The sequence below is a fragment of the Roseovarius sp. Pro17 genome (assembly GCF_035599575.1).
In the GTDB taxonomy this organism is placed as follows: Bacteria; Pseudomonadota; Alphaproteobacteria; order Rhodobacterales; family Rhodobacteraceae; genus Roseovarius.
Map to the genome: position 1 here is coordinate 2,318,372 of NZ_CP141179.1, position 14,479 is coordinate 2,332,850.

General features: G+C 62.5%; 15 protein-coding genes and 2 tRNA genes. 13 read left to right on the forward strand and 4 right to left on the reverse strand.

Annotated features, from left to right (window positions below; all coding sequences use genetic code 11):
* Positions 1-245: 245 nt before the first annotated feature.
* The 7 genes from U3654_RS11255 (at position 246) to hisA (ending at position 8,228) form a co-directional block, all read left to right on the forward strand.
* Complete coding sequence (locus U3654_RS11255; RefSeq protein ID WP_324755273.1) at positions 246-1,391, forward strand: alpha-hydroxy acid oxidase; 1,146 nt, start codon at positions 246-248, stop codon at positions 1,389-1,391.
* A gap of 157 nt (positions 1,392-1,548) precedes the next feature.
* A complete protein-coding gene (locus U3654_RS11260; protein WP_324751642.1) occupies positions 1,549-4,989 on the forward strand; it encodes a pyruvate carboxylase in 3,441 nt (1,146 codons plus the stop codon).
* Positions 4,986-5,792: a metallophosphoesterase gene (locus U3654_RS11265; RefSeq protein WP_324751643.1), complete on the forward strand. Its 807-nt coding sequence runs from the start codon at positions 4,986-4,988 to the stop codon at positions 5,790-5,792. Before U3654_RS11260 ends, U3654_RS11265 begins: the two co-directional genes overlap by 4 nt.
* 234 nt (positions 5,793-6,026) lie before the next feature.
* Positions 6,027-6,101 (forward strand) — tRNA-Gly (locus tag U3654_RS11270).
* A gap of 151 nt (positions 6,102-6,252) precedes the next feature.
* Entirely contained in the window at positions 6,253-6,840 is a 588-nt protein-coding gene (hisB, locus tag U3654_RS11275) for an imidazoleglycerol-phosphate dehydratase HisB (RefSeq protein ID WP_324751644.1), read from the forward strand.
* A 4-nt stretch (positions 6,841-6,844) separates the two neighbouring features.
* A complete protein-coding gene (gene hisH / locus U3654_RS11280) occupies positions 6,845-7,483 on the forward strand; it encodes an imidazole glycerol phosphate synthase subunit HisH (protein ID WP_324751645.1) in 639 nt (212 codons plus the stop codon).
* Positions 7,484-7,508: 25 nt separating this feature from the next.
* Positions 7,509-8,228, forward strand: coding sequence for a 1-(5-phosphoribosyl)-5-[(5-phosphoribosylamino)methylideneamino]imidazole-4-carboxamide isomerase (gene hisA / locus U3654_RS11285; RefSeq protein ID WP_324751646.1), 720 nt, complete (start codon positions 7,509-7,511; stop codon positions 8,226-8,228).
* A 2-nt stretch (positions 8,229-8,230) separates the two neighbouring features.
* Here the strand turns inward: hisA and U3654_RS11290 are convergent, their stop codons facing one another.
* Entirely contained in the window at positions 8,231-8,683 is a 453-nt protein-coding gene (locus U3654_RS11290) for a DUF302 domain-containing protein (RefSeq protein WP_416384509.1), read from the reverse strand.
* 95 nt (positions 8,684-8,778) lie between these two features.
* On the opposite strand from U3654_RS11290, the gene hisF reads away from it, so the two are divergent.
* The 4 genes from hisF to U3654_RS11310 are packed head-to-tail and all read left to right on the forward strand — an operon-like array spanning position 8,779 to position 11,205.
* Entirely contained in the window at positions 8,779-9,543 is a 765-nt protein-coding gene (gene hisF, locus U3654_RS11295) for an imidazole glycerol phosphate synthase subunit HisF (protein ID WP_324751647.1), read from the forward strand.
* The gene (locus U3654_RS11300; RefSeq protein ID WP_324751648.1) at positions 9,540-9,872 is read left to right on the forward strand and encodes a phosphoribosyl-ATP diphosphatase; all 333 of its coding nucleotides are present in this window, start codon (positions 9,540-9,542) and stop codon (positions 9,870-9,872) included. The genes hisF and U3654_RS11300 overlap by 4 nt, the downstream gene beginning before the upstream one ends.
* A 1-nt stretch (position 9,873) precedes the next feature.
* Complete coding sequence (locus tag U3654_RS11305; protein WP_324751649.1) at positions 9,874-10,164, forward strand: Dabb family protein; 291 nt, start codon at positions 9,874-9,876, stop codon at positions 10,162-10,164.
* A 60-nt stretch (positions 10,165-10,224) separates the two neighbouring features.
* Entirely contained in the window at positions 10,225-11,205 is a 981-nt protein-coding gene (locus U3654_RS11310) for a hypothetical protein (RefSeq protein WP_324751650.1), read from the forward strand.
* Positions 11,206-11,245: 40 nt separating this feature from the next.
* Here the strand turns inward: U3654_RS11310 and U3654_RS11315 are convergent, their stop codons facing one another.
* The 3 genes from U3654_RS11315 to rlmB all read right to left on the reverse strand — a co-directional run bounded on the left by U3654_RS11315 (position 11,246) and on the right by rlmB (position 13,020).
* Positions 11,246-11,659, reverse strand: a complete 414-nt coding sequence (locus U3654_RS11315; protein ID WP_324751651.1) for a CoA-binding protein — start codon at positions 11,657-11,659, stop codon at positions 11,246-11,248.
* 227 nt (positions 11,660-11,886) lie between these two features.
* Positions 11,887-12,216 (reverse strand): hypothetical protein, encoded by a 330-nt coding sequence (locus U3654_RS11320; RefSeq protein WP_324751652.1) that lies wholly within the window; start codon positions 12,214-12,216, stop codon positions 11,887-11,889.
* A 21-nt stretch (positions 12,217-12,237) separates the two neighbouring features.
* Positions 12,238-13,020 carry a 23S rRNA (guanosine(2251)-2'-O)-methyltransferase RlmB gene (gene rlmB / locus U3654_RS11325; protein WP_324751653.1) on the reverse strand — a complete coding sequence of 261 codons (783 nt, stop codon included), beginning with the start codon at positions 13,018-13,020 and terminating at the stop codon, positions 12,238-12,240.
* A gap of 149 nt (positions 13,021-13,169) precedes the next feature.
* Here rlmB and U3654_RS11330 point away from each other — a divergent pair.
* Together U3654_RS11330 and U3654_RS11335 are read left to right on the forward strand one after the other, a co-directional pair.
* Positions 13,170-13,253, forward strand: a tRNA-Tyr gene (locus U3654_RS11330).
* A gap of 119 nt (positions 13,254-13,372) precedes the next feature.
* On the forward strand, positions 13,373-14,377 hold the full coding sequence (locus U3654_RS11335) for a hypothetical protein (RefSeq protein WP_324751654.1): 1,005 nt from the start codon (positions 13,373-13,375) through the stop codon (positions 14,375-14,377).
* Positions 14,378-14,479: the final 102 nt, after the last annotated feature.

The window sequence follows — 14,479 nt, forward strand, 5'->3', positions numbered from 1 at the left end:
CCTGCACAATGGAATGCACCCAGCGCAGCGTAATCGCGCCTGATCCACAGACTATCTAGTCCGTATTTGGGTGAGTCAGCAAAACCACCAGCGGCATCTTGCAGACGAAGACGACGGTCATTGGCCCGAACACGCCTTTCCTTGCGCCAATAGACGCATGTTCGACATCCGCAGCAGCTTCAGAGTGGCGCAGCTTTGACGCGCGGCACTGGACAATGCAGCATAGCCCGCGCCAAATGCCGCGCATGAATATAGACGCGCGATATCCTGCCCTGAGCGATCTGAAGGCGCGCGCGCGACGACGGCTACCACGTTTCGTGTGGGAGTACCTCGACAGCGGCACCGGGGCCGAACGGGCGCGCCATGCCGGGTCGGCTGCATTGCGGAACATCGCGCTGATGCCCTCGATCCTGCATGGCGAGATCACGCCAGACCTCTCGACAACGCTTTTCGAACGCGCGCATCCCCTGCCCTTCGGCATTGGCCCCGTCGGCATGTCCGGACTCGTCTGGCCCGACGCCGAGCGGCATCTGGCCCGCGCTGCGGCCACCGCTGACATCCCCTACACCCTCTCGACCGTCGCCGCACAAACGCCCGAGGATATCGGCCCACTGGCCGGGGATCATGCGTGGTTCCAGATGTATCCCCCACGCGACGAAACGGTCCGCCGTGACATGCTGGCCCGCGTCCGCGCTGCCGGTTTCACGGTGCTGGTGCTGACCGTTGATGTGCCGGTCGCATCGCGGCGCGAACGCCAGACTCGCTCGGGCTTGATCCAGCCGCCGCGCCTGACGCCGCGCCTGATGGCTCAGGTTGCGCTGCGCCCTGCTTGGGCGATCGGCATGGCGCGTATGGGCCTGCCCCGGATGCGCCTGATCGACAGCTACGCTGGCGATACCTCAGGGCTGCCATCGACCGCCCACGCGGGGTATCTGCTGCGCACATCGCCCGACCGCGCCTATCTGGACTGGCTGCGCGCCCATTGGGATGGCCCGTTGATGGTAAAAGGCGTGCTAGACCCTGCCGACGTGCCAATGCTGGAGGAGGCGGGCGTCGATGCGATCTGGGTGTCGAACCACGGGGGCCGCCAGTTCGACGGCGCGCCTGCGACCATCCACCAATTGCCTCTGATCCGCGCCGCCACGCGCTTGCCGCTGATCTTTGACGGGGGCGTCACCGGCGGCCTTGATATCCTGCGCGCCATTGCCCTTGGCGCGGATTTCGTGATGATGGCGCGGCCATGGCAATATGCGCTGGCCGCCCTCGGACCACTCGGCCTTCAGCATCTGGTGCATATCCTGGCCGCAGACATGCGCGCCAACATGGGTCAGTTGGGCGCGCGCCGCCTTGCTGATCTGCCGGGGCGGCTATACCCATCACCTGCCGGGTAGGAAATGTCGCAAAGGGGTAAGTCGGGCGGCGAAACCGTTGCGCAATCACGTGCTGAATTTTAAAATGTCAGAAACAAGTTGCGCTGCGCTGCGGCAATTTGCACTCTGCGCGAACGCGAGCATCGACTTGCCAAAACTACAACAACAGGGACGCGCCATGACCGAGTTCAAGAAGATCCTGATCGCCAACCGGGGCGAGATCGCGATCCGCATCATGCGCGCCGCGAACGAGCTGGGCAAACTCACCGTCGCCGTCTTTGCCGAAGAGGACAAGCTGGGCCTGCACCGCTTCAAGGCTGACGAGGCGTATCGCATCGGCGCTGGCCTTGGCCCCGTCGCCGCCTATCTCAGCATCGACGAGATCATTCGCGTCGCCAAGGAATCGGGCGCGGACGCGATCCATCCCGGCTATGGCCTGCTGTCCGAAAATCCCGATTTCGTAGATGCCTGCGTCGCGAACGACATCACCTTTATCGGCCCGCAGGCCAAAACCATGCGCCAGTTGGGCGATAAAGCCAGCGCGCGCCGCGTCGCCATGGAGGCAGGCGTGCCTGTCATTCCCGCCACCGAGGTGCTGGGCAACGACATGGACGTCATCCGAACCGAGGCCGAGGCGGTGGGATATCCGCTGATGCTAAAGGCGTCATGGGGCGGCGGCGGGCGCGGAATGCGCCCGATCAATGGGCCGGATGAGTTGGAGGAAAAGGTGCTGGAGGGCCGCCGCGAGGCCGAGGCAGCATTTGGCAATGGCGAGGGCTACCTGGAGAAGATGATCCTGCGCGCCCGTCACGTCGAGGTGCAGATCCTCGGCGACAAGCATGGTAACATGTATCACCTGTTCGAGCGCGATTGCAGCGTGCAGCGCCGCAACCAAAAGGTGGTCGAGCGTGCGCCCGCCCCCTACCTGACCGACGCCCAGCGCCAGGAGGTCTGCGATCTGGGCTACAAGATCTGCAAGTTTGTCGGGTATGAATGCGCCGGCACTGTCGAATTCCTTATGGACATGGACACCGAACAGTTCTTTTTCATCGAAGTGAATCCGCGCGTGCAGGTTGAACACACCGTGACCGAGGAGGTCACCGGCATCGACATCGTGCAGGCCCAGATCAAGATCGCCGAGGGCAAGACCCTGACCGAGGCCACGCGCAAGGCCAGTCAGGACGAGATCCATCTGCACGGCCACGCGCTGCAAACACGCATCACAACCGAGGACCCGCAGAACAACTTTATTCCCGACTATGGCCGGATCACTGCCTTTCGCGAGGCGACGGGTATGGGCATCCGCCTTGATGGTGGCACAGCCTATTCGGGCGGCGTCATCACGCGCTTTTATGACAGCCTGCTGGTCAAGGTCACCGCCCACGCGCAAACGCCCGAGGCGGCGATCGCGCGGATGGACCGCGCCCTGCGCGAATTCCGCATCCGTGGCGTTTCGACCAACATCGCCTTTGTCGAAAACCTGCTGAAACATCCCACGTTCCTTAGCAACAAATACACCACCAAGTTCATCGACGAGACGCCCGAACTATTCACCTTTCGCAGTCGCCGCGACCGGGGCACCAAGGTGCTGACCTACATCGCCGACATCACCGTGAACGGCCACCCCGAGACAAAGGACCGCCCTCTTCCGCGTAAAGACCTCAAGGATCCGCGCCCACCCATCGCGCGCGGTACGCCACAGCCCGGCACCCGCAACCTGCTTGAGGCCGAAGGACCGCAGGCCGTCGCCGATTGGATGAAGGCGCAAAAGCAGCTGCTGATCACCGACACCACCATGCGCGACGGGCATCAATCCCTGCTGGCGACGCGGATGCGCAGCCGCGATATGATCCGCGTCGCGCCCGCCTATGCCGCGCATATGCCGCAGCTGTTTTCAGTGGAATGCTGGGGCGGCGCGACCTTTGATGTCGCTTACCGATTCTTGCAGGAATGTCCGTGGCAGCGCCTGCGCGATTTGCGCGTGGCGATGCCGAACGTAATGACCCAGATGCTGTTGCGCGCCTCAAACGGCGTTGGCTACACCAACTATCCCGACAACGTCGTGCAGGAATTCGTGCGCCAGGCCGCACAGACCGGCGTCGACGTATTCCGCGTGTTCGATTCGCTCAACTGGGTGGAAAACATGCGCGTCGCGATGGACGCAGTGGTGGAATCGGGAAAAATCTGCGAAGGCTCAATCTGCTATACCGGCGACATCCTGAACCCCGACCGCGCCAAATATGACCTGAAATACTATGTCGGCATGGCCAAGGAAATGGAGGCCGCAGGCGCGCATGTGCTGGGCCTCAAGGACATGGCTGGATTGCTTAAACCCGCCGCCGCGCGCGTACTGATCCGCGCGCTCAAGGAAGAGGTGGGCCTGCCCATCCATTTCCACACGCATGATACGGCTGGCATCGCCTGCGCCTCGATCCTTGCCGCCGCCGATGCGGGCGTCGATGCGGTTGATTGCGCCATGGATGCTCTGTCGGGCAACACATCTCAGGCCACTCTCGGCTCGGTGGTCGAGGCGCTGGCGCATACCGAGCGTGACACTGGCATCGACATCGCCCACGTGCGCGAAATCTCGGACTATTGGGACAGTGTTCGCGCACATTACGCCGCGTTCGAGTCGTCGATGCAGGCGCCCTCGTCCGAGGTTTACCTGCACGAGATGCCCGGCGGACAGTTCACCAACCTCAAGACGCAGGCGCGCTCGATGGGCCTCGAGGATCGCTGGCCCGAGGTGGCGCAGACCTACGCCGATGTGAACCAGATGTTCGGTGATATCGTCAAGGTCACGCCCTCCTCCAAGGTCGTCGGCGACATGGCGCTGATGATGGTCGCCCAAGGCCTGACGCGCGCCGATGTCGAGGATCCGAACCATGACCTCTCGTTTCCCGACTCGGTTGTCGATATGCTGCGCGGCAATCTGGGCCAGCCTCCGGGTGGCTTTCCCGCCGCACTGACCCAAAAGGTGCTGAAGGGCGAGACCCCCAATACCGACCGCCCCGGCGCGCACCTGCCAGCGATCGATCTGGAGGCCACCCGCGCCGAGCTAAGCGCGCTCCTGGACGGCAAGAGGGTCGATAACGAGGACCTGAACGGATACCTGATGTATCCCAAGGTCTTTCTCGATTACATGGGACGTCATCGCGTCTATGGCCCGGTGCGGGTGCTGCCAACGCGCACGTTTTTCTACGGCATGGAGCCAGGCGAAGAAATCACTGCCGAAATCGACCCCGGCAAGACACTGGAAATTCGCCTTCAGACGGTGGGCGAGACGGGCGAAGATGGCGAGGTTCGCGTATTTTTCGAACTGAATGGTCAGCCGCGCGTGATCCGCGTGCCGAACCGTGCGGTCAAGGCAACGACAGCCGCTCGCCCCAAGGCCGAAGCTGGCAATCCGTGTCACGTCGGTGCGCCGATGCCCGGCGTCGTCGCCAGCGTCGCGGCAAAGGTCGGGGCCAAGGTAAAGGCCGACGAACTGCTGCTGACCATCGAGGCCATGAAGATGGAGACCGGCATCTATGCCGAGCGGGACGCGGTGGTCAAAGCCGTCCACGTCGTCCTTGGCGGTCAGATCGACGCCAAAGACCTGCTGATCGAGCTGGAATGAGCGCAGCCGAGATGCGCAAGATTCTGGTCTTTACCGACCTGCACTACACTGCAGCCGGCGAGTTGATCGGGCATCTAGACCCGGACGAGCGGTTTCGCGAGGGGCTGGCCCACGCATTGGACCAGTTCCCCGAGGCCGAGCGGATCGTGATCGCCGGAGACCTTGCGCATCACGGTCTGCCCAAGGAATATGCGCGGCTTGCCGCCGCGTTGGATGGATGCCCTCTGCCCGTGCATCTGATGCTGGGCAATCATGACGCGCGCAAGCCGTTTTGTGATGCGTTTGCGCACACGCCCCTGACACCAGAGGGCCATGTGCAGCAGGTGATCGACACTGGCGATACAAGGCTGATCCTGCTCGACACGGTGGATGAGGGTCGTCACGCCGGTATCCTCTGCGACGCCCGCCTCGCATGGCTCGATGCCGCGCTGGCGGGCGCACAGGGGCGGCGGACGGTCGTCTTTGCCCACCATCCGCCCATGCCTGTCGGTTTTGCAGCAATGGACGCCATTGGCCTTTCGAACCGGGCCGAGTTCCTCGCGCTGCTCAAGGCGCGCGCCAGCACCTGCCAGATCGTTTCGGGCCATCTGCACCGCACGGTTTCGGGCGCTGCGGGCGGCATTGCAGCCAGCGTGATCAAGAGCACTTGCCATCAGTCGCCCATGATGCAGCCGGGTATGGACGTGCATAGCTCAGTCGACGAGCCGGGCGCGTATGGGATTCTTTACCTAGGCGATGAGGGCGTCGTAATGCACTCTGAGGATTTTGGTATCCCTGGTCGCAGACCGCTGACATATCGCTAACGCCGCACGATCATGGGGGTTTCACCCCCAAAACCCCAGAGTATTTGTGGAACAATGAAAGTCTTAGCGGCTGGCGGCATTCGTGCTGCTGCAATCATCATCGCAGTGGGCCACAAAACTATCTGCGCACACAGCGAGGGCTGCCGGGCGCGGCTTTGGGGAACAATTTTTCGGCAACCCGGCAATTTGGCCTTGCAGGTGATGCGCGGAATTTGTATCTCCCCCTCAATCGGTGCGGGCGTAGCTCAGGGGTAGAGCATAACCTTGCCAAGGTTAGGGTCGAGAGTTCGAATCTCTTCGCCCGCTCCAATTAGACCGCCACCCACGGTCACAGTGACAAGGTCGCCCTCGGGCGGCCTTTTCTGTTTCAGGGCTTTTGCACGTTCGTGGCGGCGCGACCCTTGGCGGGGCCGCGCGTTCTGCCTATAAGCGCCGCAGAGTTCCAGCAGAAGAGATCAACATGCGCAGCGCCACAGTGACCCGCAAGACCGCCGAGACAGACATCAGCGTTGAAATCGCGCTGGATGGCTCGGGCAACTACGACAACCGGACCGGCGTCGGGTTCTTTGATCACATGCTGGACCAGTTGGCCCGCCACGCGCTGATCGATATTACCGTCCGCTGCGAGGGCGATTTGCATATCGACGACCACCACACGGTCGAGGATGTCGGCATCGCCTTGGGTCAGGCGCTGGCTGAGGCACTGGGGGACAAGCGCGGAATTCGCCGGTATGGCGCCTGCCTCTTGCCCATGGACGACGCGCTGGTGCGCGCGGCGCTTGACCTCAGCGGGCGACCCTATCTGGTGTGGAACATGGACCTGCCGACAGCAAAAATAGGCACCTTCGACACCGAGCTGGTGCGCGAGTTTTTTCAGGCGTTTTCAACGCATTCCGGCATGACTCTGCATGTTGACGCCCTGCACGGACTTAACAGCCATCACATGGTCGAGGCAGCGTTCAAGGCGGTCGCACGCGCGCTGCGCGACGCGGTCGAGACGGACCCGCGCAAGGCCGATGCGATCCCCTCGACAAAGGGAACGCTTTAGGACCATGCGAACGGTTATCGTCGATTACGAAAGCGGCAATCTGCACTCAGCCGAAAAGGCGTTTCAGCGCATGGCGCGCGAGGGCGACGCGGGCGAGGTCATCGTCACGTCCGATCCCGATACAGTGCGCCGTGCCGACCGGATCGTGCTGCCGGGTGATGGTGCCTTTGCTGCCTGTCAGGCCCAACTTTACGATCATCGCGGGCTATTCGAGGCAATGCGCGAGGCGGTGATCGACACGGGCCGCCCCTTCATGGGGATCTGCATCGGCATGCAGATGCTGGCCACGCGCGGGCTGGAGCATGGCGAGACCGACGGTTTCGACTGGATCGGTGGCACAGTGGGGCCAATCGCGCCCGGCGATGCCAGCCTGAAAGTGCCGCATATGGGTTGGAACGATCTGATTCTGGACCGCCCGCATCCAGTATTTGACGGGATCGAGACCGGACAGCACGCCTATTTCGTCCATTCCTACCAGTTCCACGTCGATGATCCGGCCCATCTGTTGGCCCATGTCGACTATGGCGGGCCGGTCACGGCGGTCGTGGGCCGCGACAATCTGATCGGCACGCAGTTCCATCCGGAAAAAAGCCAGGCGACCGGGCTGCGTATGATCGCGAACTTCCTGCGCTGGACGCCCTGAACCCAATTTAACAAAGAGTTACGCCATGATCCTCTACCCTGCCATCGACCTCAAGGACGGACAGGCCGTGCGCCTTTTGCGCGGCGAAATGGAGGCGGCGACCGTGTTCAACGACGATCCGGCGGCGCAGGCCGAGGCGTTCGTTGCGGCTGGCTGTGAATGGCTACACTTGGTGGATCTGAACGGTGCGTTCGCCGGCACGCCGGTCAACGCGGCCCCGGTCGAGGAAATCCTGAAACGTTGCAAGGTTCCCGCGCAGTTGGGCGGCGGCATCCGCGACATGGCCACAATCGAGGGCTGGCTGTCCAAGGGGCTGGCCCGTGTCATCCTGGGGACCGTCGCTGTCGAAAACCCCGCACTGGTGCGCGAGGCAGCGCGCGCGTTTCCCGGACAGGTGGCGGTCGGCATCGACGCGCGCGCAGGCCGCGTGGCGACCAAGGGCTGGGCCGAAGAGACGGATGTGATGGTCACCGACCTCGCCCGCAGCTTTGAGGACGCGGGCGTCGCCGCGATTATATACACAGATATCGAGCGGGACGGCGCCATGCAGGGCCCGAATATCGAGGCGACAGCGGCGCTGGCGAATGCCGTCAGCATCCCGGTGATCGCATCGGGCGGCGTCAGTTCGCTGGCGGATATCATCGCGCTGCGGGATTGCGGCGCGCCGCTGAACGGTGCGATCTCGGGCCGTGCGCTTTATGACGGGGCGCTGGATTTGCGCGAGGCGCTAACCGCGCTGGCCTGACACTACATACCCGACGCCTTGCCGGTCAATTTGGCCAGCGCGCCCTGCATCTTGGCGATATAGCCCGCCTCAGGCGCGATACCTTCGAGATCGCCCAGCGTCTCTGCCGGATCCTCATAGGCCAGCCAGACCTGCCCGTCCTGCTCATAGACCAATACCTTGAGCGGCAAATACAGCCCCGCCAGCGGATCGTCCTGCATCGCAGGTGTGCCCAGCTTGGGATTGCCAAAGATCAAGAGCTGCGCGGGCGCAAGGTCCATTCCCACCTTTTCAGCCCCCCCGGCATGATCGACGCGCGCGAATACGGTGGCGCCAGCCCCCTCGACGGCGGCCTCCAGCGCATCCATCGTCACGGCCACGTCGCCTGCGGCCTTGATGCGCGTAATGTCGTCCTCACCGGCCATCACGCCGGTTCCCATCAGCGCAATCGCCGCCGCTGCCATCACTCGTTTCATAGCGTCGCTCCCTCGTCATTTCGCGTCCTATCCTCTGGCATGTCGCGCCATTTGCCCATAAACAATCGCGTGACACGAAAAGGCCCCGCGATACCATGCTGAAAACCCGCATCATTCCCTGCCTCGACGTGGCCGATGGCCGCGTGGTCAAGGGCGTGAATTTCGTCGATCTGATCGATGCAGGCGACCCGGTAGAATCCGCGCGCGCCTACGACGCCGCTGGCGCGGATGAGCTGTGCTTTCTCGATATCACCGCCACACATGAGAACCGCGGCACGATGTTCGACGTGGTGCGCCGCACGGCCGAGCAGTGCTATATCCCGCTAACCGTCGGCGGCGGCGTCCGCACGCCCGGCGATGTTCGCGCGCTGCTCTTGGCAGGCGCGGACAAGGTCAGCTTCAACTCCGCCGCCGTCGCCCGCCCCGACGTGGTGCGCGAGGCGTCAGATCAGTTTGGCAGCCAATGCATCGTCGTTGCCATCGACGCCAAGACCGTAAGCCCCGGAAAGTGGGAGATTTTTACCCATGGCGGGCGCAAGGAAACCGGCATTGACGCCGTCGAGTTCGCGCAGTTGGTGGCAAGCCTTGGCGCGGGTGAGATCCTGCTAACGTCAATGGATCGCGACGGCACGCGGGCGGGGTTCAACCTGCCGCTGACACGCGCGATATCGGATGCCGTGGACGTGCCGGTGATTGCCTCGGGCGGGGTCGGCACGCTGGATCATCTGGTCGAGGGCGTGCGCGAGGGCGGCGCCAGCGCCGTGCTGGCCGCGTCGATTTTCCACTTTGGCGAGTTCACGATTCAAGAGGCCAAGGCGCATATGGCGGCTGCCGGAATACCGATGAGGATGGGGCTATGACGCTTGATGATCTGGCCGGCATCATTGCAGGGCGCGCCAAGGCCAGCGCGGATACCAGTTGGACTGCGAAACTTCTGGCCAAAGGCCCCGAAAAATGCGCCGAAAAATTTGGCGAAGAGGCCATCGAGGCCATCATTGAGGCGGTCAAGGGCGATACCGCAGCGCTGACCAGCGAGGCGGCTGATGTGCTGTTTCACCTCTTGGTCATGCTGCAATCGCGCGGCGTGGCTGTGGCAGACGTCATGGCCGAGCTTGATCGCCGTCAGGGCCAATCCGGCCTTGCCGAAAAGGCCGCGCGCGCCGCACCATCGACACCCAAAGAGGGCTGACATGATCCGTCACATCGTTTTCTTCTCGGCCACGAACGGCCATTCTGTCGAGACTGTCCGCGAGGGGCTGATGATGCTGGCCGCGATCCCGCACGCCGATCATTTCGAGGTGGGCCGCAACCTTCAGGCCGATACGATCAGCCCGGATGCACCCGATCTGGTCGTCTATGCCGAATTCGCCGACGAGGCCGCGCTGGCTGCGTTCAAGGCGCATCCGACATATGACGCCTGCACCAAGCATGTGCGCCCCATGCGCGAGATGCGCATCGCGGCAGATTTTCACAGCGGCTAGGTGGCGCTTTTGCGGGCGTAACGTCATATTTTCGCCGGGTTTCTTTGCGACTCCCCGGCCATGACACAATCCGATTTCACCCGCCTCGCTGCAATGATCTTTGGCCTCTTCTCACTGATCGTCGCGATTGCCGCAGTTCCCGAGGCGTTGAACCGGGCGGGCAGTATCGGCGCCGACAGCATCCGGTTCGCCATGATCGCGATATCGGTGGCTGCGGGTGTCGTGTTCCTGCGAGCGCGCGCCACGATTGCGATGTTGCGTCGGATCGCCGGCAGCACCGGTACTGGCCCTCTGCGCTTTTGCTGCGCGCTGGTCATGCCGGTGCCTGTGCTGATCAACTCTCTATCAGGGATCGTTCCCTACTGGGCGGGCCTGTGCATCATGGGCGCATTCTTGATCGCGTTCGTCTTTCCGGGCCTCGCGTTTCGCGGCGTAATCGTCACCGCGTCGTCAGCGCTGAGCATGCAGGACTTGGGCACATTAGCAAAGCCGATGATCCACCGAAACAGGTGGATCTTGTACGGCTATTCTGCGGCGACCGGCATGCTCGTGTTACCATTTATTTTTTTCATTTATGCACCGCAGGTAATCTTGTCAGAGGCGTATCGCCCGGTGGGTGAATGGCTGGCTTTCGGCCTTCCACTGGGGGTGATTGGTATAACGATGCTGCCTCTTTTCTGGGTGGTACCTGCCGCGGCGCGACCGCGGACATTGCCCGGCCTCACAGTGTGCACGGCCGTCACCGCGTTTTTGGCGGTCGCCGGCTATAACATCATGCTGTTGAGGTCAGTTCCGGCCATCGCTGCAAGAATTGGCGGCAGCGAGATCGTGCTGTCCTATCCCATCCTAACGGTCGAGCCGGATCAAACCGGCAGATTTTGTTCCAGATCGGTTCAGATCGGCACTGATGCCGGGCCAGTAAAATTGTGCAATTTCTCTCCAGAGATGTTCGAGGCGCTGACGCAGAGTGAAACACTCCAGATCACGGGTAAATCGACTTGGATGGGCCAAGTCGCAAGCGTGATCGACGTGCCGGGCTGACGCCGACCCGCGCCAGCCAGTCACGACTGCGCCGCCCGCCTCACCCTATCAGGCGCGGATGCTCTATCGCGGGGCAGCGGTCCATCACCACGTTGACGCCACTTGCACGGGCGGTCGCGCCCGCTTCTTCATGCACGACGCCGATCTGCATCCAGATGGTCTGCAGGTTCGGAAACCTCTCCAGCGCCTCATCCACGATTGCGGGGACATGTTCGGGGCGGCGAAAAATGTCGATCATGTCGATATCGCCTTCGATATCGCTCAGCGTGGCCACCACTTGGCGGCCCTGCAAAGTCTGACCTGCGAGGCCGGGATTGACCGGGACGACACCATATCCGGCATTCAGCAGGAATTGCATCACCCCGTAACTGGGCCGTGCCGGATTGGCCGACGCACCAATCAGCGCGATGCGACGCGTATTCCGCAATATCTGTGTGATGAGATCATCTGTCATGGCGCGGCTCCCTTGTAGCTGCCTCTACACGAAAAAAAGCGCCCGAAGAATTAGCTTCGGGCGCAGTCACGGAACGAGGGACAGTGAAAGAAAGCACCGAAGTTCCGGTCCGGCGCTTCTAATCCAAGATTTAGGACGAAGTGAGCAGTTTAAAAGGGGTGGTAATGGAGCTGTGATAAATCTGTGACCGATTCTATCAGATCGGCGCCGGGCGAGACGTGTTGATGTCAGTCAAAAATATCCTCGACGACGTCCCATATCTCTTCCAGCGCGTCGCGAAAAAAGGGCTTGCGCCGTGTGCGCTGCCGGTCAGGGCGGCTTTTATGGCGGTCGCCGCGGGTGTCATGGGTATGCGGCGCGGGGGCGCGGCGCCGCTTGGGTTTGGGGCGCAGCTGTGGACGATCCTGCGCGCGATCCTGCACGGCGCAGGGGATTGCCTTCAACTCGCGCAGGGGGGCGCCGCAGGTTGCGCAGGACAGCTCGTGGCGGCCCTCGCGGCGCAGCACCAGCGCCGCGCGCGTGCCGCAATAACAACATGTGGCGATCTTGCGCATCATGCCTCCCGATCCGGGCGCGGGTTAGTCCGGCGCCTGACTGGCATATAAGGCCACCGCCGCCGCATTTGAGACGTTCAACGAACCAAAAGCGCCGAAATACGGGATTTTGACCAATACGTCGCAGGTTTCGCGCGTTTTCTGGCGCAGGCCCGGCCCCTCGGCGCCCAGCACCAGTGCGACCGGGCGGTCACGACGGCCCTCCAGCGCGGCCTCGATGGTCTGCTCGGCCTCACCATCCAGGCCCAACGCCAGATATCCTATCTTTTGCAATTGCTTGATCGCGTCGGCGAGGTTGCGCACCTGTTTGTAGGGTTGGCGTTCCAGCGCACCACTGGCGGTTTTGGCCAATGCGCCGGTTTCGGGCGCGGAATGGTGGCGCGGCGCGATCACCGCGCAGGCGCCAAACACTTCGGCCGAGCGCAGAATCGCGCCCACGTTATGCGGATCGGTCACACGGTCCAGCAAGATCACGCGCGGCGGGCGCTGACCATCGCCAAGGCACAGCGTCTCCAGATCGCCCCAGTCCAGTGGTTTGACCTCCAGCGCCGCGCCCTGATGGACCGATCCGGGATCGAGCGGCGCGGAAAACTTGCGCGGCTCGACCTCTTCGGGCGTCATACCGGAGGTCGCTATCGCCTCTTCCAGCTTGTTTCGGGCGTTCAGCGTCACGATCAGCTGCAGCTTTTCACGGGCCGGATTCAACAACGCATCGCGCACCGCATGAAGGCCGAACAGCCAAACGGTCTGCGCATCCGCCGCACGCTTGGCCTGTTCTTTTTCGACCACCCATTTCGGTTTCTTCATGGCGCGCCGCTCCCTTTGCCTCAGCTGCGCAGAATGCGCCGCGCCCTGCCCGCGCGCAAGGCGATTTCGGGCGGCATTTTCCGGTTGACGCTTGACGGGTGCGCTAGTAATCAGCCGACCACGTCAGGCGCTATCGTGGCTGGCCAAGTGGGCGACAGGCCGCAAGGTGTGGCAGGGGACTGTAACTCCCTCGCGGAGACGCACGCCAGGTTCGATTCCTGGGTCGCCCACCATTTTAGCGAAATTATCCATGATCTTGAGATAATACGACGCTATTTGCCGTATCTTTCCCTTCTGCAATGTTCGCGCGCGCCCTATAGTCGCCGAAAAACGTCGTCAGAGCAGGATGGATATGGCCGGGCAGCCCAAAGCACCCCAGCATTTTAACGTAATGATCGTGGCCCAAGGCGGGCGCCTGCAATACGAGGCGCTATTGTTTTGCCTCAGCCTACGCAGCTACTGCCCAGATTTTCAGGGCCGCCTTCTGGTGGCCGAGCCGCAACCGGGGCCGCTATGGCAGAACGATCCGCGCATTCGCGGGGATGATATCCGTGACATGCTGGAAGAACTGGGCGCCGAGATTTTACCGTTCGACAGCGCGCATTTCGGCCAGAGCTACCCCTATGGCAACAAGATCGAGGCGCTGGCAGCAATGCCCGCAGGCGAACCGTTTGTCTTTTTTGATACCGACACGCTGATCACCGGCGATCTTGCCGCCGTCCCGTTCGACTTTGTGCGCCCCAGCGCGTCTCTGCGCTGCGAAGGCACCTGGCCCAAGCCCGAGCTATACGGGCCGGGCTACGCCGCCATCTGGAAATCGCTCTATGACAAGTTCGAACTGGATTTCGACACGACACTCGATCTGGGCCAACCGGACGAATTCTGGAAACGGTACCTCTATTTCAACGCCGGTTTCTTTTACTACGAATGCCCGCGCGCCTTCGGCCAGCGGTTCCTCGACTATGCCCTCGCCATCCGCGACGATCCCCCGCCCGAACTGATCTGCCAGGAGTTGGACCCGTGGCTGGATCAGGTCGCTCTGCCGCTGGTCATCCATTCGCTGGGGGGCGGCCGTGATGCGCTGGCGGAGGGGTATCTGGATGGATCGGTCAGCTGTCATTATCGCCTCCTGCCGCTGCTCTATGCGCGCGAGGGCGATCATGTGGTCGAGGCCCTTCATCACGTCACAGCGCATAACCGTGTGAAAAAAGTGCTGAAGGAATACGATCCGATCAAACGTATGGTCTATCAGGGGCGCGGCATGAAGGTGCGCGCATTGTTCGATCAGGACGACCTGCCGCGCCGCGAACAGGCGATCCGCAACACGATCAAGCGCAACGGGTTCTGGATGCGCTAAGCGCGCGACCTTGCCCGCATGGATTAGCGCCATTCATAAACGTCATGCATCGCTTGAACGTTGCCCAGCCCGCGTGCATCCCCTACAAATCCGCCCAAGCGT

Coding starts and splice junctions, on each gene's coding strand:
- U3654_RS11255 (WP_324755273.1), top strand. CDS start 246: ATGAATATAGACGCGCGATATCCTGCCCTGAGCGATCTGAAGGCGCGC.
- U3654_RS11260 (WP_324751642.1), top strand. CDS start 1,549: ATGACCGAGTTCAAGAAGATCCTGATCGCCAACCGGGGCGAGATCGCG.
- U3654_RS11265 (WP_324751643.1), top strand. CDS start 4,986: ATGAGCGCAGCCGAGATGCGCAAGATTCTGGTCTTTACCGACCTGCAC.
- hisB (WP_324751644.1), top strand. CDS start 6,253: ATGCGCAGCGCCACAGTGACCCGCAAGACCGCCGAGACAGACATCAGC.
- hisH (WP_324751645.1), top strand. CDS start 6,845: ATGCGAACGGTTATCGTCGATTACGAAAGCGGCAATCTGCACTCAGCC.
- hisA (WP_324751646.1), top strand. CDS start 7,509: ATGATCCTCTACCCTGCCATCGACCTCAAGGACGGACAGGCCGTGCGC.
- U3654_RS11290 (WP_416384509.1), bottom strand. CDS start 8,683: ATGAAACGAGTGATGGCAGCGGCGGCGATTGCGCTGATGGGAACCGGC.
- hisF (WP_324751647.1), top strand. CDS start 8,779: ATGCTGAAAACCCGCATCATTCCCTGCCTCGACGTGGCCGATGGCCGC.
- U3654_RS11300 (WP_324751648.1), top strand. CDS start 9,540: ATGACGCTTGATGATCTGGCCGGCATCATTGCAGGGCGCGCCAAGGCC.
- U3654_RS11305 (WP_324751649.1), top strand. CDS start 9,874: ATGATCCGTCACATCGTTTTCTTCTCGGCCACGAACGGCCATTCTGTC.
- U3654_RS11310 (WP_324751650.1), top strand. CDS start 10,225: ATGACACAATCCGATTTCACCCGCCTCGCTGCAATGATCTTTGGCCTC.
- U3654_RS11315 (WP_324751651.1), bottom strand. CDS start 11,659: ATGACAGATGATCTCATCACACAGATATTGCGGAATACGCGTCGCATC.
- U3654_RS11320 (WP_324751652.1), bottom strand. CDS start 12,216: ATGATGCGCAAGATCGCCACATGTTGTTATTGCGGCACGCGCGCGGCG.
- rlmB (WP_324751653.1), bottom strand. CDS start 13,020: ATGAAGAAACCGAAATGGGTGGTCGAAAAAGAACAGGCCAAGCGTGCG.
- U3654_RS11335 (WP_324751654.1), top strand. CDS start 13,373: ATGGCCGGGCAGCCCAAAGCACCCCAGCATTTTAACGTAATGATCGTG.